This is a genomic window from Myxococcota bacterium, from assembly GCA_040387835.1.
In the GTDB taxonomy this organism is placed as follows: domain Bacteria; phylum Myxococcota; class UBA727; order UBA727; family JABDBI01; genus JAZKCZ01.
This window is the reverse complement of the sequence record JAZKCZ010000004.1, coordinates 62,093-84,120: the sequence shown is the minus strand read 5'-3', so window position 1 is coordinate 84,120 and position 22,028 is coordinate 62,093. Positions and strand designations below refer to the sequence as shown.

The following is a 22,028-nucleotide window of genomic DNA, read 5'->3' as shown; positions in this document are numbered from 1 at the left end:
CCACTCATCTATCCAAATCCGCCAACACAAAATCGATGCTTCCCAATACTGCCATTAAGTCTGAAATGGTGCTGCCTTCTGCAAGCAGAGGTAACATTTGCATATGCGGGAAAGATGGCGTTCTGATGCGCGTTCGGTAGGAGTGCGTACCGCCATCGCTTACCAAATAATATGAGTTAATGCCCTTAGCATTTTCAATGGCATGGAAAGAATCCCCTGCTGGCATTACCGGGCCCCAGGTTGCGTTGAGGAAGTGGTTAATTAAGGTCTCAATGTGAACCAATGTTCGATCTTTATTAGGCGGCGTAGTCAAAGGGTGGTCTGATTTATAAGCGCCGGATGGCATGTTGTTCATACATTGTTTGATGATCCGCAGACTTTGACGCATTTCTTCTATGCGGACCAATGCCCTGTCATAGCAATCGCCGTTTTGAGCGGTTGGAATTTCGAAATCGAAGTTTTCGTAGCCTGAATAGGGTTTTGCTTTGCGTAAATCGAAAGCAAGTCCGGTCGCTCTCAGTCCAGCGCCTGTGACACCCCAGCTGATAGCCTCTTTTTGGCTATAAGCTCCAACGCCTACGGTTCTGGCTTTGAAAATGGGGTTTTTCATCACCAAGCTATCGTATTCATCTAAGCGTTTAGGCAAGTAATCTAAGAAGCCTTGCATGGCAGCTTCCCAGCCTTCGGGTAAATCATGCGCCACGCCGCCGATTCTAAACCAGCTCGGGTGCATCCGCCCGCCTGTGATACCTTCAATGATTTGCAAGGCCTTTTCCCGGTCGCTGAACATGTAGAAAACGGGCGACATTGCGCCGATGTCTTGAACGAAGGTGCCGTACCAGACCAGGTGGCTGATGATTCTAAAGAGCTCGCAGAGCATAACTCGAATCACTTGTGCACGCGGCGGAACTACAAGGCCAGCCAACTGCTCAACCGATAGTAAATACGCCAGATTGTTCAAAACGCCGCTTAAATAATCCACGCGGTCCGTGTACGGAATATAGGTGTGCCAGGTCTGGCGCTCACCCATTTTTTCCGCGCCGCGATGATGGTAGCCGATGTCAGGGATGCATTCCAGGATGGTTTCGCCTTCCATCTTTAAAATCAAGCGGAGCACACCATGTGTGCCAGGATGCTGAGGGCCTAGATTTAAGTAGAGGTACTCGCCACCTTGATCGGCAGGTTTATAACGCATGACGCTCTGCAAATAATCTTGCTTGTCATTAGGCAGCGTGTAGGGGCCCATTTCTGTGGCACGTGCCGGGTGCGTTTTTAAAAGCGGGTGGCCACTCCAGTATTCTGGCATCAAAATACGCCTTAAATCAGGATGCCCCGAAAACTGCAGGCCAAACATGTCGAACACTTCGCGTTCATACCAGTTCGCGTTTTTAAACACGGCTGTCAAAGATGGAATGACGCTCAAGGCATTTAGAACCGGAACTTTAACTTGCGTAAACTCAGCGGTCTTTAACGACAAAAAGTAATAGACCAGCGTGAAATCGCCCGCATGCTCCCTAGGGCCTTTGCGCATGGTCTCATCGATCGCTGTAATATCGTAAAGCATATCGAAACCTTTGGCGGTTTCGAGCAAATTTTCAGAATCGATTAGGTTCATCGAGTAAGGTCGCCTTCATGCGTGATGGAGTTTTAATATCTCTCATGTTGAGAGGCTCGGGTTGGACAATTTCCTGCGAGCCGAAAGCCCAGGAAACAGGCCTTCTCTCTTTACCAATCGAGTCTTTGAGCAAAAGTAGGCCTTCCATAAAAGCTTCAGGTCTCGGAGGACACCCGGAGACATACATATCCACAGGTAAAATCTTATCGACGCCTTGGACCACACTATAAATGTCGTACATACCGCCCGAATTAGAGCAAGATCCCATAGAGATTACCCATTTAGGCTCCAACATCTGGTCATAAAGATGTCTGACAATCGGAGCCATTTTCACAAAGACTGTTCCAGCAACGATCATGACGTCCGCTTCTCTGGGTGTTGCCCGGATAACTTCAGAGCCAAAACGCGCTAAATCATACTTACTCGTCAAACTGGTGGCCATCTCTACGAAGCAGCAGCTGAGGCCAAAGTTAAAAGGCCAAACCGAGTTTTTATGGCCCCAAGAAATTAAGTCTTGGAGCTTGGCAAACATGAAATTATCAGATGTCACGGGCATCCCCTTCAGGCTTTCGCAACTTAGGCCCGATATCCAGCGCCCCTTGGCGAATTAAGTAAACGAGGGCAATTAACAGCACCCCGATAAAAACCGATATTTGCCCGAATCCGCGCCAGCCCAACTCTCGGATCGAGACGCTCCAAGCATAAATAAAAATGGACTCGAGATCGAAGATAACAAATAAAACCGCTATCAAATAAAAGTGCACTGGAAAACGCACGCGTGCAGATCCAGTACTGACAATCCCAGATTCGTAAGGCACTTTGGTGGCCTTTTTCATACTTTGAGGACCTAAAAAGTAGCCTCCCAGCATGCTTAGGACAACGAACAAAACGCCGCCGACAAAAATCCAAACCATTGTTGATGGCTTAGAGCGCTTCACCTAAAAAAACAAGCGTTTAGGTGATACCACCAAAACCTCGATCAGAGCGCTAGAGCATTCAAATGAAACTCGTTTCTCTCTTATTCATGGCGGCTGCGTTCACGCGTCCAGCTTGGTCTGAATCCTTGAATGAAGCTCTTGAAAGAGCAAACTCGTTCTCGCCCGCCCTAAAAGCGCTTTCGACTAATGTTGAGGCCGCGCGGCTTTCGCAAAAGGCATCTTTTACAAGGCTATTGCCCACCTTATCGCTTGAAGGAAATTACTTTTATCAAACCAATGTGCCGACCATCAAAATGCCTGGGCTTGGTTCCTTCAGCGCTGGTGCTCATCACAATTACACCATCGGACCAGTATTAAGGTACACGCTATTCGATGGCCTTGCGGCCCGTAAAAACTACCAAGGCGCTGATTTGACCGCCTTAAGCAAGATAGAAAGCCTGAAATCATCTAAGCGAGAACTGCAGCTGGCAGTTCAACTGGCCTATTTCAAATCGCAGCTCGCTTTAAAAAGCATACAGGCGACCGGGGACGTCCTAAAGCTCGCCCAAGCTCAAAGTCGAGACATCGACCTCAGACTGAACGCAGGGGCATCGAGCAAACTTGACCAATATTCGGCCCGCAGAAATGTGATGACCTACCAGCTTAAATACGAGCAAAGCCAAGCCGCTCTACAAACGACGCTGAGAGACTTGGCTGCGCTTTTAGGCAATGTGACAACCGACAAGTTAACCCTTGAACCCCAAGAGCAGACTTTAAGCCGCATGTTGGCAGATACCAAGCCCGTGCCACCAGACGCAGAGCAACCAGCCATCAAATCCATCATGCTATCGCTCAAAGCATCCGAGTTATCTGTTTCAGCATCCAAAGGCAGCTTGTGGCCCAAAATAGACCTCCTGGCGAAAAGCCAGTGGCTGTATCCGAACTTAATCGTGCCGGCTCAGGCCTGGAACAATGTATTCATGGTGAACCTGTATTTGCCGCTATGGCTTGGAGATAGCAATTGGAACACGAGCCAGCAAAGAGCACGCGAAGCTTCAGCCATTCGCTATCAAAAAGATCAAAAGCTACTCGATTTATTGAGGGACTATCAAAAAGCGCTGGATCTGGTTCAAAGTCTCAAACTTCAGCAAGAAACTAACGCCCAGCTCATCGAACAAACACAGCAAATCGCCAAACTTACCTTTCAATCTTATAAGGCCGGCAGTTCTAAATATCTCGATGTCGAAACCAGTAACACCAGACTTTTAGAAGCTCAGCTTGGCGCTGCCCAAACGGACGAACAACTATTAGCGCAACTTGCAACCCTTCAATATCTTTCATCGCCAGGAGAAACGGCCCGTGAGTAAAAAAATCGTCGTATTTGCCTTAATTCTTATCGGAGCCATCACGGCCTTAGCGCTGAAGCTAACCGTTTTCAAACAGGAATTTACTTTCGCTGGCACCATCGAAGCGACCAAAGTGGATATCTCCTCGCGCGTTACTTCCGTCATAGCCAAAATGAATGTCCAAGCAGGCGATGACATCACACAGGGTCAAGCTTTATTAAGCCTAACCTGCGAAGACATCTCGCTCAAAGCTAGATTGGCGGAGTCCAATTTCAAGAGAGCACAAAACCTATTTGCCCAAGGCTCATCGTCCAAGGAAGCTTACGATTTAAGCCTCAACAACCGCGATGAGGCATCTTTGATGAGAAGCTGGTGTCAAATCACTGCCCCACTCACCGGAACGGTGCTGGCCAAATATCATGAGCCAGGCGAAATGGTGACCCCAGGGATTAAGTTGTTAACCTTGGCCAATTTAGCCGAGCTGTATACCTATATCTACGTGCCGCAGCCAGATGTCGCCAAGCTTAAGTTGGGTCAAAAAATCATCGGCCACCTACCTGAACTGGATATGAAACCATTTGAAGGCAAGATTATCGAAATCAGCGAACAAGCTGAATTTACCCCGAAAAACGTCCAGACACGCGAAGAAAGGCAGCGCCTGGTTTACGCGGTTAAAGTGCTATTTGCCAACGCAGCAAAAACGTTAAAGCCCGGTATGACGGTTGAAGTGAGACAGGATTATGACTGAGGTTCCCGCCATTTCGATTGAGGTTGCTGGCCTTTCGAAAAAGCTACGAGAGACTCAAGCTTTACGAGATATCACCTTAAAGTTCGAGTCAGGTGTCATGCACGGCATCATTGGTCCCGAAGGTGCAGGTAAAACTACTTTGCTGCGGCATTTGGTGGGGCTTCTACATGCCAACCAGGGCGAGGTTTGCTACTTTCAAAATGGTCAAAAAGCGCCTTTCGCTCATATTCGCGACCACATCGCCTACATGCCCCAGCAGCAAAGTTTGTACGCCGACTTATCAATTTCCGAGCACCTAAACTTCTTTAGGGAGCTTTATGCCATCGAACATCAGGACTATCAAAAAAGGCGTGAAGAACTCCTGCATATAACGCAGCTTACCCGCTTTGTAGACAGGCCAGCGGGCAAGCTTTCCGGTGGCATGTACAAAAAGCTTGGCCTAATCTGTGCGCTACTGAGATCCCCCTGGGCAGTTTTGCTCGACGAGCCCACCAATGGTGTAGATCCCATTAGCCGTCAAGAATTTTGGGAGTTACTTACGGCGTTTAATCAACGAGGCGTGCTGATTTTGATTACCACGGCCTACATGGATGAAGCAGAACGTTGCAGCAAAGCGCATGTTTTAGATAACGGCCGCGTGATTGCCCAGGGCAGCCCAAAAGAAATCTTACAAAAAGAAGGCGTTGAAGGCTTTGGCGCTCTCTTCATCAAATATGAGTCCGCATGAATACAGTTGTCGAGACTAAAGCACTGACGGTTCAATTCGGCGATTTCAAAGCCGTTCAAGGAATTTCCTTTGCAGTCGAAAAAGGCGAGATTTTTGGCTTTTTAGGCGCCAACGGCGCGGGCAAAACCACCACCATTCGAGTATTATGCGGCTTATTAACACCAACCAGCGGTGAAGCAGAAGTCTTTGGCAAAAAAGTGACCGAAAGCAACTTTGAGTACATCAAAAGCAAAGTTGGCTACATGTCGCAGAAATTCACGCTGTATAACGATTTGACGGTTGAGGAGAATCTGTCGTTTGCCGCAGACCTACGTAAAATCCCCAAAGGTGTTTATCTAAAGCAAAAAAAATCGCTTTTGGAGCTCATCTCGTTCGAAAAGCCACTAAACACGTTCGTTGTCGACTTGCCAGGCGGCATGAAACAGAAAGTCTCGCTTGCAGCCTCCATGGTGCACGATCCCGAGATTATCTTTCTGGATGAGCCAACAGCAGGTGTAAGTCCAACTTCCAGGGCGCTCTTTTGGGACTTAATTCGCCAGCTAGCCAAAAACGGCAAGACCATCTTTGTTACATCACATTACATGGACGAAGTGGAGCAATGCCATCGCATCGCTTTGATGAAAGATGGCGAAATTATCGCGCTGGATACGCCTGACACCTTAAGAACCATCGCATTTCCTGGCTGGCAGGGCAAAAGGCCGTCTTTGGAAGATGTGTTTATTTCGTTGGTGAAGGGAAACAAAAAATGAGGATTAGACGGGCTTTCAGTATTGCAGAAAAAGAAGCCATGCATATTCTCAGGGACCCGTTCACCCTAGGGATAGCACTGCTATTGCCGTTCATGATGGTGATGTGCTTTGGCCTTTGCATTGAGTTTAACGTCAAAAACATACCCATCGCCGTGTACGACGCGGATCATACCGTCGCTTCGCAAAAATTCGTGGAAATCATGGGCAGTTCTGGCTATTTCGTGCCTGAATATGCGCAGGGACAAAAAGGGGCGGTATCTTTGATCGACGGCAACAAAGCACGAGCCGCGTTGATTATACCTTTCAATTTCCAAAAAGACTTAATAGCTCATCATCGCGCAGATGCACAAGTGCTGCTGGATGGCTCGGACAGCTCCACCGTTGGCTTAATTTCAGGCTATTTAAATGCCATGTCTTTGGTTGCAGCCGAGAAAATAGCGAAGATTTCGCCACCTCAGGGTGTTCAGATTAAAACTCGATATTTATATAACGCTGAATTAAACAGCAGGTGGTTTAGTATCCCCGGGCTTTTGGTGATTATTTTGGCGATGCTTTCCATCTTGCTCACGGCGCTGACAGTCGCACGCGAATGGGAGAATGGATCCATGGAACTGCTGCTTTCAACGCCAGCCAAGCCCATTGAGATTATCTTAGGCAAACTTGCGCCGTATTTGGTTTTAGGTCTCGGGGCTGTCGGACTGGTCTATTGGCTAGCACGCGTCGTTTTCAATATCCCGTTCAGAGGCAGCCACTGGGTTTTTTTGCTGGGCTGTGGGTTGTTTTTGATTGGTAGCTTGGCGCAGGGCCTGTTGATTTCAGTGGTTACGCGCAAGCAACAGCTCGCCATGCAATTATCCATGCAGACAGGATTTATGCCATCGCTTCTGCTTTCGGGCTTTATCTTTCCCATTGAAAGTATGCCACAGTTTTTTCAGTACTTTACGATGATCTTTCCGGCGCGCTGGTTCATGGAAATTTCGCGTTCCAGCTTTTTGGAAGGTGCCGGTTTAATCGACTTACAGGTGCCGTTTATCGCGCTTGCCATTCAAGCCCTCATCTTGGTCACTTTGGCCTCCAGAAAATTTAAAACGGACTTAGAACCATGAGATTTGTCAATCAAACCATTTTAGGGTTCATCAAAAAAGAACTGCGTCAAGCACTGAGGGACCCTAGAATGCGGGCCTTGCTGATTATGATGCCCATCATGCAGCTGGTTTTGTTCGGCTTTGCACTGTCTACAGACGTTCATAACATCAGACTATCTATCGTTGGTATTGAAGGTGATGCGGTGCTGCAGCAGATCGGCGAGCATGCCTACGCGTCCGGCTGGCTCGTTCCAGCCGTGGTGAAACACACAGACCCAATGGCTCAGATCCAAGCGAACGAAGCAGACGTCGTATTAATCCCTCCACCCGAGGGCTTTACCCAGTCGGTAGGGCGGGGCGAAGGTCAACTGCAGCTGTTAATCAACGCATCCAACGTTATTAGAGCTCAAAGCGCCGAGAATTACTTGCGAGAGATTATCCGAAACGTGACTGCTAAAGAGATGAAAATAGGAGCAACGCCTGCGCCCATCAATCTTAAGATGCGCATTCTGTATAATCCTTCCATGAGAACGGCTGTTTTCCAAGTGCCAGCGGTGATGGGCATGCTGGTTTTGATGACCACTTTATTTTTCACGGCCCTAGCGGTTTCTAGAGAAAAAGAGCTGGGTACTTTTGAGATGCTTTTATCTTCACCAGCCACTCCGATGGAGATTCTGCTGGGTAAGGCGATTCCGTTCGTGTTGATTGGGCTATTTAACTTGCCGCTGATTTTGGCAGTGGCCATGTTTGGCTTTAATGTCCCAATGCATGGCTCCTTTTTGGTGTTATTTCTGGCAGTGCTTATCTTTGTCTGCTCGTCGGTCGCCATGGGGATTTTGATTTCAACCATTTCAAAAACGCAGCAACAAGCGATGCTTGCCGGATTTTTATGTCTTTATCCCATGCAAATGTTGTCAGGACTGCTTTTTCCCGTTGAAAATATCCCGGCATTTATGAAGGTGCTGACTTATATCAATCCGCTGACGTACTTTTTGGAATTGCTCAGAAATATCATGCTTAAAGGCGGAGATGCACAGTTGGTTATTCACCATCTATGCATCTTATCCGCTATGGCTATTTTCTTAATGGCGTTAAGCTATAACCGATTCAAAACCACCTTAGGCTAGTCTCCGAAGATGGGTTCGATTTTGATGCTTTGGGTTTTAACGTCGCAATCAATGACCAAGTAGCTATTCTTCACGTGAACCCAGTCGAATTGAGAGGATGTCTTTAAGGCATACCCTGCTACGTTTGGGAGTTGCGCGCCGGGGCCGGCTAGAACTTCTATTTGATTAGCGCCGAAGCCTTTTTTGGATACTCGGCCTTTGCTGGTGAAATGAAAATCGCCTGATACCCACAGGATGCCGGGGATTCGGAATTCATCGATGAAGCCTAATATCTCTTGTCTTTGGACGGGATATCCCTCCCATCGGTCGCTTGCCATGGGAAAAGGGAATTCGCTAATTGGCACTGAGTTCATAATAATTTTGAACATGGCACCTGATTCGAATAAGCCCTGTTTGAGCCAGTCCATTTGTGCTCTGGACATATAGCGCCCGAACGATGGCCGCCTTTCGGTGCGGCAATCTAAAACGAAAATATCGGCCGTGGCACCGAATGAAAATTTCCGCCAAATCTGGTCAGGTTTGGTCTCATTGCGCCTTAGCGGCATATGTTCAAAAAATGCTTTTTTAGCAGCCTGAAGCTTCAGAGGATTAATCGTTTCTGGGTCGAAATTATCTTCTATTTCGTGATCATCGATGGTGCCAATCAAGCTGGTGGAACGTCTCAGCATCTGGCAGCCTCTTGAGCTCAAGGTTTTCAGCCATGCTTGCTGGTAACCATATAGGCTTTGCACGCTATCGTTGTAAGAGCTATCGCCATTACATAGGAAAAAGTCTAAATCGTCTCTCGCGCCTGCGTGCTCTAAAACTGTAGATCCACCAGTATTTTTGATACAACTAATAGCGCCAAATTTAAGCGAAACCAAATCGCCGGGCGCAGGCGCGGTTTTAAAACTTCCGATAATACTTCGAGATAGTGAAACGCCGTTTAGAGTCTCATAGAAAGCGTAACGATATCGCTTAAAGGGCGATAAACCTGAAACTTCGAGGTGTGTATAACCCCATGGGGTGGGCTCTGCGTCTTGCCAAATAGGCTCTACATCGCTCGCCCAAACACAAACCCGCAAACGATAAATGCCCCGATAGCAGGTCCATAAAATGACGCTGTCATGATGAACATCCGCAGAAGCCACGCCCATCGGGAAAAACCCACTGAGTCTGAGCGAAACAAACTGCGCTGCTTGAAGCAAACCAGGGGAAAGTACACCGCCAGCGGTGAGCAAACTTGCCCTCTTGAGCCAATTTCTACGGGTGAGCATATGGAAGCTAATAACAAGCAAGACTAGATAGCGCATTCCTTGAAGCAGCCCACCCCTCATTGACTTGGGCCTAGATGGCACCTAAGGAAATCCGATGATTGAACAAGCAAAGATACCATTTTGGACCGCTGTTTTAATGAGTATTAATATTATTGTAGGCGGTGGAATTTTCGCCGGACCTAAGACCATCACGGCCATTGCCGGGTCTTTAAGTTTTAGTTCTTGGTTGTTTGCAGCCATTTTGATGTTCCCTGTGGCTTGGGGGCTATCCAGGGCCGCCGTTTTATTTCCCGGTGCTGGTGGCTTTTATAATTACTGCAAAACAGGTTTAAATAGAGATTTTGGTTTCTTGGCTCATTGGTTTTATCTGCTTGGATACGTCATGGGCACGACATCGGCGATTACAACGCTTTTGCGCATCAATATGTCCACCACTTTGGGCTTATCCTTTGCATCAGAGCACCCATATCTCACCAACGCGCTGATTCTGTTGGCGTTTTCGGCTTTGAATTTATTGCCCTTGGGTTTGGTAAGCCGCATGCAAGCTGGTGCTACTTTGCTTAAGCTCATTCCGCTTTTCCTCGTGACCGTTTTGACGCTTTGGTACATCAACCCGAGTCTCGAATATGATTTGACGCTGATTGATAAATTGCCGATGACACTGCCGACAGTTATTTTCGGCTACTTGGGTTTTGAAGCTTGCTGTTCATTGAGTCATTTGCTCAAAGATGGGCCATCGTCTGTTGGTAAAGTGGTCTTGACGGCATTTTTCATTACTGCTGTTTTGTATATGATTTTCCATTTTGGCTTGTTGCAAATCATGGGACCAGAGCAGCTTGCGGCAGAAGGTGCGATTGCGTTCCCAGGCTATTTAGGGCTCAGCTCGCCGGTTATGATGGCTTTGGGTGGAATTATCATTGCAGCCATTCTGTTGAGCTATGCCAACAGCTTATTTGGCTTGGCGCTTGGCAATATCACCAACATCGTTGCACTTTCACATGGAAGCAAGCTTCGGGCGGCGGTGATTCATGGGGCTGTGGTTTGGTTATTACTTTGCTTTATGTCTGACATTGGCAATCTTTTTGCGTTCACCGTGGTTGGCGTCGGGATGGCTTACTTTCTAACTCTAATCGCTGTTTTGCGTGTCAGTTTGGCTTCTAAGCACTATTTCCAGGCGGGTATTATGGTGCTTGGGTTTTTCACTTGCGCCATTTTGTTCTACTTCTGCTGGATTGATTTAGGTGGCAGCACGGTAGATCGCGTTCTGAATATTAGCCCGATTATCGTAGCAGTGATTCTCGGTTATGGTTTGTATCGTAAGAAAGTTCTGCACTTAGAGTAATCTGTCCAAAAATCCATGCAGCCAGCTATCATTCACATGAGACTGGCTGCTTTTTTTATGATTTTCTTAATCTTATCGGGAGCTACTTCGGCACAAGCTTTTCGAGACCCGAGGCCCTTTATCTATCGCACCGCTGCGCTCTCAGCAGGCGCTGGTTTTGTTGCCAGCAGTCTTTTTGATGAGTCATTTATAACCAGTTTAATAGTTGGAGTCAGCACTGGCTGCGCCGTCGGAATTGCAGCATGGAGCTTCATCGCTTATGCGCTTCGGAATGTTTAAGCCGGGGATTGCGGTTGGTACAATGACTCGATTTCGGATGCATACTTCTGGATGCAATAGGTGCGCTTTACTTTAAGTGTTGGGGTCAGCTGATCCCCTACCACGAAATCGTGATCTAAGATTTTAAATTTCTTGAGCTGTTCGAAAGAAGGTAGACCTTTATTTAAACTTTCGATGGCTGTGGCGATTTTCTTTTTGACCGCTTCGTTTTGAGTCAGCTGACCGTAAGATCCTTTGACTTTTTGGCGTTTCGCAAAATCTTTGACGCCTTGCTCATCCAGCGTGATAAGCGCGACCAGATAGTTTTTTTGATCGCCTGAAACAATTACTTGGGAAATCATAGAAGTTTTTGATTTGGCCAGGTTTTCCAATTTTTGGGGCGCAATCTTTTTACCGCCAGCGGTTACGATCAAATCTTTTTTGCGATCGGTAATGCGCAGCAAACCGCCGGATTCGATTACCCCGATGTCGCCGGTTTTAAACCAGCCATCGGTGGATAACACTTCAGCGGTTTGCTCGGGGCGATCCCAATAGCCTTGGAACACACCCCTGCCCCGAACCCAAATCTCGCCATCTTCGGCGATTTTTAGCTCCATGCCAGGTAACGGCTTCCCGACAGTTCCAATGCGATTTTGACCGGGCAGATTAACGCAGGTTGCTGCGGTGGTTTCAGTTAAGCCATAGCCTTCCAAAATGGTCACGCCAGCATGATCAAAAAAGTGTGCGATCTCCGGGTTAAGCGGCGCGCCGCCAGAGATGAAAAACCGGAGTTCGCCACCGAAGGTTTCGTTAAGACCTTTACCTATCTTGCTAAAAATTAATCTTTTGGCGACTTCCCACCGGATGCCGCGCGGGTGCTGCTGCAAGCCGAGCGCCCAGTTGGAGATCCATTTTTTGACCGTCCCGCCGCTGCGGGCTTTGGCTAGAATACGGGCGTAAACTTTTTCGTAAATTCGCGGCACCGCGGCCATGAAAGTCGGCTTTACTTCCTTCATGTTTTCTACGGCTTTTTCGATGCTTTCCGCAAAACATAGGACATGAGCAGTTTTGAGCCAGGCGATTTCCATCACACGGGCGAAAACGTGAGCCAACGGCAAAAACAGCAATTGAATATCATCGCTTGATATGAGGCCGATCTTCTCAATGGCTTGGGCCTCATACAGGAAGTTGTCATGCGTTAAACAGGCGCCTTTAGCTTCTCCCGTTGTACCCGAAGTATAAATAATCGTGGCAATATCGGAAGGCTTCAGAGCCCCAGCTCTGTTTTCGATTTCGCTGGAATTAATCTTGTTGGAGAAAATATCGCCTATCGATAAAAGCTGAGCTTTGGGAATCTTGGCAGCTTGCTCATCATCTTCCACAATCGCCAGTTTGGCGCCTGAATTGGCATAGATATAAGCGGCGTCTTTGGCAATGTTCGATTGATAGATTGGCACAGCGCAGGCACCTACCGCCATAATACCTAGATCGGCTAAAACCCATTCGAGTCTGGTTTTGGACAGGATTACGACCCGATCGCCCGGTTCGATCCCCAATTCTATCAATTTGGATGCAACTTGGTTAACTTTTTGGCCTAATTGCTCCCAACTAAGCTCTCGCCAAGTTCCGGACGCCTTATAGCGTATCGCCGGCGAATTACCTCGTTTTTGTATACTTTCCTGCAGAAGTCCATAAACCGAATTGGCCATAGTGCTTATTCTTAACTGTAGTTCGGATTCTAAGCAACTATCTAAGGTGCTATAATGTAAATATGTTGATTGTTGGCGGCAACATGCAGGCATATTTCAAGGAAGCCCTCGAAATCGCCCTCAAGCGCTCTGGCAACACGTTGAGCGAAGAAGTGCAAATCTATTTGGTGTATCTTCTATCGGATTTTGCACGAGCAGATCGGGTCTATGCTGGCATTAATCCAGGCGAAGAGCCTGTTTTAGTGCTTTTATTAGAACGCGCTTTAGAAGCCAGTGCGGGCGAAGCTAATCGAATCTTCAAGCAAATCGGAGATAGCACGCTCTATCTTTCGGGGTTTTTCGGGGAAAAAACCCAAGCCACTGGGGTTAGCAGCAACTATTATATTTCGATGGGTGAAGGGGCGTATCAAAGGCTTGCTCAAAGTACCGGTCAGAAGGTCTATCATGAGCTCTCGGATGCCTTTGAACGGCTGGTTTTCCTGCTCAGGCAAATGAGTTTGCAAGATAAAAAGGCTAATTCTGAACAAATATTAAGCTGGATTGAGGAATATCAGATCTCAAAAAGTCCTGAATTAAAGGCATTATTGGTACAAAATGGTGTCTTTCCTCAGAGTACTAATCCCCACTTGCTTGTTTAACTAGGGCATGCTCTAAGCGAAGTCCTATGCGCGAATACGAAAGCATCTACGTTTTAAATCCAGAAATGACCGATTCAGCGGCCAAGGATTTCATGCTCAAAATGAAAGACCTGGTTACCCGTGAGGGCGGCAAGAACATTAAAGTTGATTGTTGGGGTCGACGCAAGCTGGCATGGGAACGTGGAAAGCATCAGCGCGGTATCTATGTCCACCACAATTACTTAGGCCTTCCAGGTCTGGTAACTGAGTTTGAAAGAACCTTGGCAATCGAAGAAGCTGTTATCTTGCGTCAAAGTATTTTGCTCGCCAAAGATGTTGATGCTTCAACTCGTGAAGAGCAAGCAGATCAACTCGAAGTGCCAGTCGTTAGAGAACGCAAAGAGCCACAACGCTATGCGTCCGATATGGATCGCTTCGATGAAGGCATGATGGATGCTGGCATGGAAGGCAATTTCGACGAAATGCAGGAGTTTTAATCAATGGCTACGCATCTTAATGTAATTTTAGCACGCGATGTCCAACACCTTGGACACCTTGGTGAAATCGTTCGAGTGAGACCAGGTTTTGCTCGCAACTACCTTTTCCCAAAACTTCTCGCTTTGCCTGTTTCAGCTTCGCGCCTTAGCCAGCTAGAACATCAAAAGCGTTTAATCGAACATCAACGACAAAGATTGAAAGTTCAATCCGAAGGCCTCAAAGGCACTTTGGCTCAAACTCAAATCACTTTGACCGTCAAAGCTGGCGATCAAGGCAAGTTGTTTGGTTCAATCGGTACCAGAGACATTGAAAAAGCTTTGAATGAACAAGGTTTTTCGATCACGCACCGAGATATCAAACTAGAAAACCCTATTAAAACCATCGGTCTTCATAACATTGAAGTTCGTTTGGAAGCAGATGTCAAAGCGACCGTTCATGTGGTGGTCGTTCCCGAAGTAGCCCAGGATACCTCTCCAGTAGCTACCCATGAATCTGCATCAGAAGCTGCTTAACGCGAAGCACTCGCAGCCTTCTTTCGAAGCTCTAGGCTTTCAGTCTAGGGCTATTCTTTTAAAGAAAGCAGGTTTTGAGATGCTCAGGCGCCACCAAGAAGTGGCGCAGCTTCTTCATGAAGAAGCCTATAAAATCTACCCAGAAATACTGTTATCGGAAGCCATCGGCCCACTCCAGTTTATTAAAGATTGGATTAAGGTGGCGAGGCCTTTCTTGAAAACGCAGCGCGTGCCGATATCTGCCCTTGCCTTTCCAGGCAAAAAAGCTTGGCGCACGCAGGTGCCTAGAGGCGTGGTTGGCATCATTACGCCATTTAATTACCCTTTCGGCAACTTCTTCAAACCTGTGTTTGCGGCTTTACTTTCTGGCAATGCAGTGATTATTAAGCCGAGCGAATATACGCCGAACACAGCCGATTGGTTTGTTGAGATCATGAATCAGTTTTTGCCAGCGGGTGTTTTAAGCCTGCACCACGGAGGCGGTGCGGCTGGCGAAGAGCTGATCTTATCAGGCATCGACGCAATCACTTTCACGGGATCATTTCAAACTGGTCAGAAAGTGGCGCTTTTGGCCGCACAAAAAATGATCCCGTGTAGCTTTGAGTTGGGTGGCAAAGATGCGGCTGTGGTTTTGGCTGATTGCGATTTGGACCGAACGGTTGCCGGCATCTTGCATTGGGCATTTCATAATGCGGGGCAGTCATGTGGGGCGGTTGATCGGGTTTATGTGGAAGATGCGATCGCGGATGTGTTTATTGCGCGGTTAACAGCGGCTGCCCATAGACTTCAAGGTCAGGTGTCAAAAGTTGTGCCACCGCATCACCCAGCTTTTCTTTCCGAGTTAATAGAAGATGCGATCAATAAGGGCGCCACTTGCCATCCCGGCCTCGAGCCGGGATCCAGCCCCCTGCACAACGCTGGATCCCGGGTCAAGCCCGGGATGACGGTGATCTTAGATCGCTGCGATCACAGCATGCGCATTATGCGTGAGCCGACTTTTGGCCCCTTACTGCCCATCATGCGGGTGCAAAGCGCGGCGCAGGCTATCTCTCTGGTGAATGATAACGACTATGGCTTAAACGCCTCTGTCTGGTCACGCAACATCAAAAAAGCTACCGCCATCGCCGAGCGATTCCAAGTCGGCACCGCCTACGTCAACAACCACTCCTTCACTGGAGCTGTCCCAGCCGCACCTTGGACGGGTACCAAACAAAGCGGCTACGGCATCGCCAACAGCGAGTTCTCCCTCGCCCACTACACGCGGCCAAGAACATTGGTCATCGATCGCAAAAAGACCGCTGACGCCTGGTGGTTTCCCATGAACCGACTCGCAGCCAGACTCGGCGAATGCTTGGCCAAAGCCCAGCTGGGTGATCTCAAAGCAGCCATTCAAATCCCAATGCTGATTTTCAGACGCCAGCGTGAAGTCCTCGCATTTGTTAAGCCAAAAAAAACACTGTTTGCCTTTGAAGCAGCCTGGGGCCAAGCAGCAACCGAAGCTTTATTTTTTGCGCCCGAAAAAAATAGCGAATTCACCACGGTAGGTAGCGCCGAATCGCAAGCATTTGTAGACGACATGCATGCCAGCATGACTTTCCCCGGCAACTTTGGACTCAGAGCTTCGCTTTGGTTGATCGGACTATCACCCCTGTGGAAGTTCAGAGCTTTAAAGACTTTAGGCGGCGTAACCATCGAAAAGCGGGCAGCGATCTTAGAAGAACTCTTCCAAAGCAACTCTTACCTACAGAGGCAATTGGCCCTGATGATCAAAATGAATGGCACTTTCTTGCATACCAGTACCACCAGAGTTCACCAAATTTTGGCAAACAAGAAATGAGGTTCGCAGACCACCCATCCCACTTCCCGGAAGGCAGTATTGTGGATGGAGGCGCGCTGTTTAAACCCCATCAAGATAGTGCTGACTATGTAATTATTGGCTCAGGCGCGGCGGGTGGTACGGCCGCTCAGATGCTGTCTAGCGCTGGCTTTTCCGTCATTATTTTGGAAGAAGGTCGCTGGGTCCAGACCAAAGATTTTGGCGTCGATGTTTTTCCGGCTATGAAAACGCTGTTTCGAGACACTGGCGGTCAAGTTGCCAACGGCCGAGCGGTATTTCCAGTCATCCAAGGCAGATGTGTAGGCGGCAGCACCACGGTGAACTCAGCCATCGCTTGGCGAGCACCAGAAGCGGTTTTCGATGAATGGGAACGAGATTTCGGGCTCAAAGGCATTTTGAGTTCCAAGCAACTTGAGCCACATTTTGATGCATTAGATAAAGCGCTCACGGTGACCCCTGTCGGCGAAAATCTGGGTAAACATAATAGTCTGTTCGGCCTCGCGGCCGACAAGCTTGATTTCGGTGCGCAACGCATCAGACGTTACGACTCAGGCTGTGATGCAACCGCGAGCTGCCTAACCGGCTGTCGCAGCGGCAAAAAAATGACCATGAACATCACGTTCATTCCTGAGTCACTGAAAAATGGCGCCCGCATTTATACTTCTACCAAAGCGCTTCGAATCACCAAAGACCGCGTGGTCGAAGCGACAAACTTACGCGTTCACGCAAAACGTGGCGTGATCGTAGCGGCTAGTGCCATTCAAACGCCTGGCATATTAAGGCGCAGTGGCGTTAAACTCGCAGCTTTAGGCAATCACTTTCAGGTACATCCCGGAAGCTCGATCATTGGTCGTTTTGACCATGATATCTCCATGCAAACCGGTGCAACTCAGGGGTATAACAGCACTCATTTTGTTCAGAGCCACGGATTTAAACTCGAAGCGCTGTCCCTGCCTCCCGAGTTGCTGGCTGCCCGCCTACCCTACGTCGGCCAGAGATTGGTCGATGCCCTGATGGATTATAAAAAGATTCTCAACTGGGCAGTGATCGTGAAAGCAAAGGCCAAAGGCAGCGTCAAAAGCGTGTTTGGCAAGGACTTTATTCGATACACACCGGCGCTCGAAGATATGCGTGCCATGCGAGATGGCTATAAAAAGCTAAGTGAAATGATGTTTGCTGTGGGCGCCAAAGAAGTCTGGCCCTGCGTGCATGGCATGCCACCTCTCAAATCATCAGACGATCTTCGCCATTGGGACACGGCATCCTTAGATCCAAGGCATTATAGCATGATGGCTTCACACCTATTCGGCACCGCCCGAATGGGGCCGAATCCTACAACAAGTGTTGTGAATACCAACTTCGAAGTACACGGCTGTCCGGGCGTCTACGTGCTGGATAGCAGCATCTTTCCGACCAACTTGGGCGTGAATCCTCAACACACCATCATGGCCGTAGCGCGATTAGGCGCAACTCACCTACTGTCATCCCGCACTTGATGCGGGATCCAGTCTTCATGCGACCTTGTTCGCAGACATCACTGCCGTGCTAATTTGTTGCATCAAATCGGTGAGGCCGCCTGGGGAGTGCGGCAAAAATACCGTACTCGACTTTCCGCTGGAGCCGATGTCTTTGAGCGTATCAAGATATTGGATCATCAACACCAGTTTCATCACATCATCTGCAGTGGTTCCTGGTATGGCTTTTTGGAAAATATCAACGGACTGCTGCAAGCCTTCGATAATCGCCTTTCGTTGATTCGCAATGCCTTGACCTTGTAGCGCTTTGCTTTGCGCATCGCCTTCGGCGCGTTTAACAACCAAAATACGCTCTGCTTCGCCGCGTTCGTTGGCTGCGATACGCTCGCGTTGAGCCGCATTAATATCGTTCATGGCGGATTTCACTTTTTGATCCGGATCAATTTCTGTCACCAAGGTTGTTTGAATGCCATAGCCGAATTCCGTCATGGATTCAGTTAACTCTTCCTTGACGGCAATCGCGATGGAATCTTTATTTTCAAAAACATGGTCCAGATCCATTTTCGGCACCTGGCCGCGAACGATATCCAGCACGTGGGATTCAATCTGAGAGCCCGGATCGCTGAGCTTATAGAAAGCATCAACCAAACGGCTTTGCAGGACAAAGTACTGAACCGCAATGTGAACGCGTACAAATACGTTGTCTTTGGTCTTGGTTTCAACTTCTACGACCATCTGCTGGATCCGCAAATCGATGGTGCGAGCGATGTTCTCGATTAAAGGAATTTTGACGTTCAAGCCTGGGCCAGCGAATCGAACAAAACGGCCGAAACGCTCAATCGCAGAGGATTTTTGCTGGCGGACGGTGAAGAAAGTAAGCGGAAGAAGAATAAAACAAACAACAAATGCGGCAACGTATAATGGCCAGAATTCAATCATGTTTATATTTAGACTTGAATGGGCGAATGCGTCAACGTTAACAATGCAAATCTTGGTTAGAAATCACCGATATGGCCCCTGGGGGCAATTTTCTCCAGTTCAGGCCAGAGTTTTTGCCTCGTTTTTACTTTGCCAGCCTGTTCTCTAAAGCCTTCTCTGATGACATCTGCTCGCATTTTAGCTGGAAAGTATTCTGGATGAGGACCTTCTTCCATGTCTTTTAGGAAAGTAATCATCGGCTCGCAGCTCATGCCTAACTCAGCGAGCGCGCGACCGGCAAATAAGTCGGCGCGGGTCTCCTCGTAGCGGCACAGTTTTTGAAGCTCAGCGACATTGAGCGGCTTTTGTTGCTTATACTCTGCCCATCGCTGAGGCCTATGGCCGATTTCATGGCCGATGGCCCCAACCAGGACTTCCATTCTGTCTTTGAACTTCATCAAAAAACGAATGCCAATCATAATGGTGCCATGAGCGTCAATCATGGCAATGGTGCCATCCGCCAGCTGCAATCTATAATCTTCTTCGACATCGCCCATGAGATGGACGATTTTGCGGCGATATTTGTCAAGCTTAGCGAGCACTTGGGCGGCATCGGGGAACTCGTCTTCATCTAAAAGCGGGGGCTTTTTCTTACCAAATAAAGAATCTTCGACCTGGTCTCCCAAGGATGTAGCCTGGGAGCCGCTTACCGGTCCTGACCAGTCTGGCCCGAAAGGGTTTAACTGGGTCGACATTCCTGAAGAGATTTTATAACCCATGATTTATTATATCATATTAATTTGTTTCTGAAGCCATTGGTCGTAAGCGTCAATTCGAGTATCAACGCCACCTTCGGCACAGCCAATTGCCCCGTAAGATCGCGATGTTACGCCAACCAACCGATAGCTGCCGTCTTTAACCTTAATGTAGGTCGCACCACCTGAATCACCATGACATTTTCTAGGTGTATCTTCCCCCGCACCAATCTGCAGTTCAAATTCGCCCAGTTCATGGATGTTGCTCACCGCACACATCTTATTTGATATTGTGGCAGGGTCTTGGCTATCGGTGTCTACATTTTGCTGGCCCCAGCCAACGATGTAGGCAGGCATTTCCAAGGTCAGCAAATCTTTCTCATCATGCTTTAGCCAAGGCGTAACGGGCAATTTCATGTGCTCTGATAAAATTAAAACGCCAATATCATCGCCTTTTTTAAGGCCTTTTTCAACTTTCTCATTTGGATAACCCTCATGCGCTGTCCAGTCTTTAGCCCAAACAATATCCAGGGAAGGCTTTTTCAAACGCTTGGCCTCACGCAGATCTAGATCGGTCACAATGCCATAGCGAATATACTGCACCGTACCCATGCCTCGAGTGAGCGACGATTCTAAAAGGCAGTGAGCCGCTGTCACCACCACATTCGATTTGACTAAAGTACCACCGCATAAAAAGCTTGAGATGTGCCTTGTGCCGATGGGCGGCATGTCAACGATCGCTTCTGCCCAAATTTCAACTGAGCTTGGAAACTCATCTTCCAAGCACTTTTTACCAAGAATAATGGCGGCTTGGCTTGTGGCCGTATCCATAGCCGGAGCGTTCAAATTTCCACAAGCAGACAGCAAAAAAGCCAATATAATCAGCATGTGTTTCATGCGGAATATATTGGCCCACGTACAAAATTGGCTGTTAGTCTCTAACTTCTACGTCAACCTTATCGCCTGCACCAAGGTCGAAAGTATAGCTACCGGGCGCATCTGCCGTCCAAACAGCGGAATAGTTGCCTGTTCCTTGACGATCAACAAACTCGACTGTGCGGCCCATGTTGACAGCCATGCTTGGTTTGGATTCAACGCCAGCGCATTTAATATCGATAACGAAGAAATCAACGTTTTCACCAACTTTCACGGAAACTTTATCGCTTGCGGGCAAGATTCGAGCGCGAGCACGTTGATTGACGCAAGTTAAAGATCCGATGCCGTGACTGTCGGCTGAACGAATGCGTCGGCCGGTGATGGTCTTGTCTTTCAAACTATCTAAAGGTGTTCCACCAGTCAAAACCAAGTTGCGTAATTGCTTCCAGTCTAAGCTTGGGTCTTTAGATTTTAGCAAACCCACTAAGCCAGTGACATAAGGTGTTGCCATCGAAGTGCCACTGAAGATCTTATATTGATCATCAAGATAGGTACTCAAAATATCCATGCCAGGAGCACCTACGTGGACGGTGTGTTTGCCATAGTTCGAAAAGTAAGCAAGTTCGTCTTTATTGTTGGTTGCAGCCACAGATATAATATTGTCCAATTTGTAATCAGCAGGATAGCTGTCAACTTCATCGTTATTTTCTCTATCGTTACCAGAAGCAGCAATAAACAAGACGCCTAAATCGCGTAGCTTTTTAATGGCATCGAGCATGGCTTCAGAATAACGACCGCCGCCCCAGGAAGCGTTTACGGCTACTAAGTTAACAGGATCTTTTTTGCGAGCTTTTAATTTGGCGAAATAATCCAAGCAAATAAGTGCATCACTCATTCTGCCGCCACCATCGCCATCTAAAAATTTGCAACCCGCAATGGAGATTTTCTGATTAACGCCAAAAGTCCCGTCATCTGCTTTTCCTGATGCGCCAATAACGCCCGCACAGTGGGTACCATGTCCGTTGTCATCTAGAGGATCGCCTGAGCGTTCCACGGTATTGATACCATGGATATCGTCTTTGAAACCGTTGTTATCATCGTCAATGCCGTTGCCCGCAATTTCGCCTGGGTTTACCCAGATGTTATCTTTCAAGTTCGGATGAGTATAGAAAATACCTGTGTCGATAACACCTACCACCACATCTTTGTCGCCCTTGGTGAGCTCCCATGACTCGGGGGCATTGATATCAGCATCTTGTATACCAACATATTTGCCGACCTTTTGGCCATCATTTTGCAAAGCCCATTGTTTGGCGTATTGCACTTCCGAGCGCGTCAGAGTCGCGCCTTCAACGGGGTCAACACGGATATGGTAATCTGGCTCAGCGTATAAAATGTTTGGATTCATTTTATATAGCTTCACGGCATTTTGAGCAGAAATGTCGCTGGGCAGTTCGAGTACTTCAATTGAATTAATATTGGATAATTTTTTTGCCGATTTTATTCCTAGATTTCTATGGATTTCATCCGAAGCAAACGGTGTAATTCCTTGCTTGAATCGAACGATAATTCTTTCAGTATTTGAGTGAGAAAAAGCAGGTAGGCTCAAAGAAGAAATGACTAGCATCATAGAGCCTGTCCACGTTTTTACGCGCATTCGT

The 22,028-nt window shown here is 47.9% G+C and carries 20 protein-coding genes and 1 pseudogene; 12 read left to right on the top strand and 9 right to left on the bottom strand.

All coding sequences use genetic code 11. From position 1 onward, the window contains the following. Positions 1-4: 4 nt before the first annotated feature. The 3 genes and pseudogenes from nuoC to ndhC all read right to left on the bottom strand — a co-directional run bounded on the left by nuoC (position 5) and on the right by ndhC (position 2,529). Entirely contained in the window at positions 5-1,615 is a 1,611-nt protein-coding gene (gene nuoC / locus V4534_08290) for an NADH-quinone oxidoreductase subunit C/D (GenBank protein MES2504860.1), read from the bottom strand. After that, a pseudogene (locus V4534_08285) lies at positions 1,596-2,138 on the bottom strand (NADH-quinone oxidoreductase subunit B family protein). Before V4534_08285 ends, nuoC begins: the two are co-directional and overlap by 20 nt. A 16-nt stretch (positions 2,139-2,154) precedes the next feature. Then, complete coding sequence (ndhC, locus tag V4534_08280; GenBank protein MES2504859.1) at positions 2,155-2,529, bottom strand: NADH-quinone oxidoreductase subunit A; 375 nt, start codon at positions 2,527-2,529, stop codon at positions 2,155-2,157. Between the two features lie 86 nt (positions 2,530-2,615). On the opposite strand from ndhC, the gene V4534_08275 reads away from it, so the two are divergent. Genes V4534_08275 through V4534_08250 form a run of 6 tightly spaced genes read left to right on the top strand, consistent with a single transcriptional unit; the run spans position 2,616 to position 8,314 of the window. Next, entirely contained in the window at positions 2,616-3,899 is a 1,284-nt protein-coding gene (locus V4534_08275; GenBank protein MES2504858.1) for a TolC family protein, read from the top strand. Then, the gene (locus V4534_08270) at positions 3,892-4,626 is read left to right on the top strand and encodes an efflux RND transporter periplasmic adaptor subunit (protein ID MES2504857.1); all 735 of its coding nucleotides are present in this window, start codon (positions 3,892-3,894) and stop codon (positions 4,624-4,626) included. The genes V4534_08275 and V4534_08270 overlap by 8 nt, the downstream gene beginning before the upstream one ends. Next, complete coding sequence (locus V4534_08265) at positions 4,619-5,353, top strand: ABC transporter ATP-binding protein (protein MES2504856.1); 735 nt, start codon at positions 4,619-4,621, stop codon at positions 5,351-5,353. The genes V4534_08270 and V4534_08265 overlap by 8 nt, the downstream gene beginning before the upstream one ends. Next, on the top strand, positions 5,350-6,102 hold the full coding sequence (locus V4534_08260; protein ID MES2504855.1) for an ABC transporter ATP-binding protein: 753 nt from the start codon (positions 5,350-5,352) through the stop codon (positions 6,100-6,102). Before V4534_08265 ends, V4534_08260 begins: the two co-directional genes overlap by 4 nt. Continuing rightward, entirely contained in the window at positions 6,099-7,208 is a 1,110-nt protein-coding gene (locus V4534_08255) for an ABC transporter permease (GenBank protein ID MES2504854.1), read from the top strand. The genes V4534_08260 and V4534_08255 overlap by 4 nt, the downstream gene beginning before the upstream one ends. After that, positions 7,205-8,314, top strand: a complete 1,110-nt coding sequence (locus V4534_08250) for an ABC transporter permease (protein MES2504853.1) — start codon at positions 7,205-7,207, stop codon at positions 8,312-8,314. The genes V4534_08255 and V4534_08250 overlap by 4 nt, the downstream gene beginning before the upstream one ends. Here the strand turns inward: V4534_08250 and V4534_08245 are convergent. Next, the gene (locus tag V4534_08245) at positions 8,311-9,606 is read right to left on the bottom strand and encodes an alkaline phosphatase D family protein (protein MES2504852.1); all 1,296 of its coding nucleotides are present in this window, start codon (positions 9,604-9,606) and stop codon (positions 8,311-8,313) included. The two genes, V4534_08250 and V4534_08245, sit on opposite strands and share 4 nt — an antisense overlap. A 58-nt stretch (positions 9,607-9,664) precedes the next feature. Here V4534_08245 and V4534_08240 point away from each other — a divergent pair, with 58 nt between their 5' ends. Beyond that, the gene (locus tag V4534_08240; GenBank protein ID MES2504851.1) at positions 9,665-10,912 is read left to right on the top strand and encodes an APC family permease; all 1,248 of its coding nucleotides are present in this window, start codon (positions 9,665-9,667) and stop codon (positions 10,910-10,912) included. Positions 10,913-11,187: 275 nt separating this feature from the next. Here the strand turns inward: V4534_08240 and V4534_08235 are convergent, their stop codons facing one another. Then, positions 11,188-12,879, bottom strand: coding sequence for a long-chain fatty acid--CoA ligase (locus tag V4534_08235; GenBank protein MES2504850.1), 1,692 nt, complete (start codon positions 12,877-12,879; stop codon positions 11,188-11,190). A gap of 62 nt (positions 12,880-12,941) precedes the next feature. On the opposite strand from V4534_08235, the gene V4534_08230 reads away from it, so the two are divergent. The 5 genes from V4534_08230 to V4534_08210 are packed head-to-tail and all read left to right on the top strand — an operon-like array spanning position 12,942 to position 17,839. Further along, complete coding sequence (locus V4534_08230; GenBank protein MES2504849.1) at positions 12,942-13,517, top strand: hypothetical protein; 576 nt, start codon at positions 12,942-12,944, stop codon at positions 13,515-13,517. Positions 13,518-13,543: 26 nt separating this feature from the next. After that, a complete protein-coding gene (rpsF, locus tag V4534_08225) occupies positions 13,544-13,993 on the top strand; it encodes a 30S ribosomal protein S6 (protein MES2504848.1) in 450 nt (149 codons plus the stop codon). A gap of 3 nt (positions 13,994-13,996) precedes the next feature. Beyond that, the gene (gene rplI, locus V4534_08220; protein MES2504847.1) at positions 13,997-14,506 is read left to right on the top strand and encodes a 50S ribosomal protein L9; all 510 of its coding nucleotides are present in this window, start codon (positions 13,997-13,999) and stop codon (positions 14,504-14,506) included. After that, the gene (locus tag V4534_08215; GenBank protein ID MES2504846.1) at positions 14,481-16,343 is read left to right on the top strand and encodes an aldehyde dehydrogenase family protein; all 1,863 of its coding nucleotides are present in this window, start codon (positions 14,481-14,483) and stop codon (positions 16,341-16,343) included. Before rplI ends, V4534_08215 begins: the two co-directional genes overlap by 26 nt. Further along, positions 16,340-17,839: a GMC family oxidoreductase gene (locus V4534_08210; protein ID MES2504845.1), complete on the top strand. Its 1,500-nt coding sequence runs from the start codon at positions 16,340-16,342 to the stop codon at positions 17,837-17,839. Before V4534_08215 ends, V4534_08210 begins: the two co-directional genes overlap by 4 nt. Positions 17,840-17,854: 15 nt before the next feature. Here the strand turns inward: V4534_08210 and V4534_08205 are convergent, their stop codons facing one another. The 4 genes from V4534_08205 to V4534_08190 all read right to left on the bottom strand — a co-directional run bounded on the left by V4534_08205 (position 17,855) and on the right by V4534_08190 (position 21,997). Further along, positions 17,855-18,757 carry an SPFH domain-containing protein gene (locus V4534_08205; protein MES2504844.1) on the bottom strand — a complete coding sequence of 301 codons (903 nt, stop codon included), beginning with the start codon at positions 18,755-18,757 and terminating at the stop codon, positions 17,855-17,857. A 56-nt stretch (positions 18,758-18,813) separates the two neighbouring features. Beyond that, positions 18,814-19,515, bottom strand: coding sequence for a hypothetical protein (locus tag V4534_08200; protein ID MES2504843.1), 702 nt, complete (start codon positions 19,513-19,515; stop codon positions 18,814-18,816). 6 nt (positions 19,516-19,521) lie between these two features. After that, entirely contained in the window at positions 19,522-20,322 is an 801-nt protein-coding gene (locus tag V4534_08195) for a trypsin-like serine protease (protein MES2504842.1), read from the bottom strand. A gap of 100 nt (positions 20,323-20,422) precedes the next feature. Continuing rightward, the gene (locus tag V4534_08190; GenBank protein ID MES2504841.1) at positions 20,423-21,997 is read right to left on the bottom strand and encodes a S8 family peptidase; all 1,575 of its coding nucleotides are present in this window, start codon (positions 21,995-21,997) and stop codon (positions 20,423-20,425) included. Positions 21,998-22,028 lie beyond the last annotated feature (31 nt).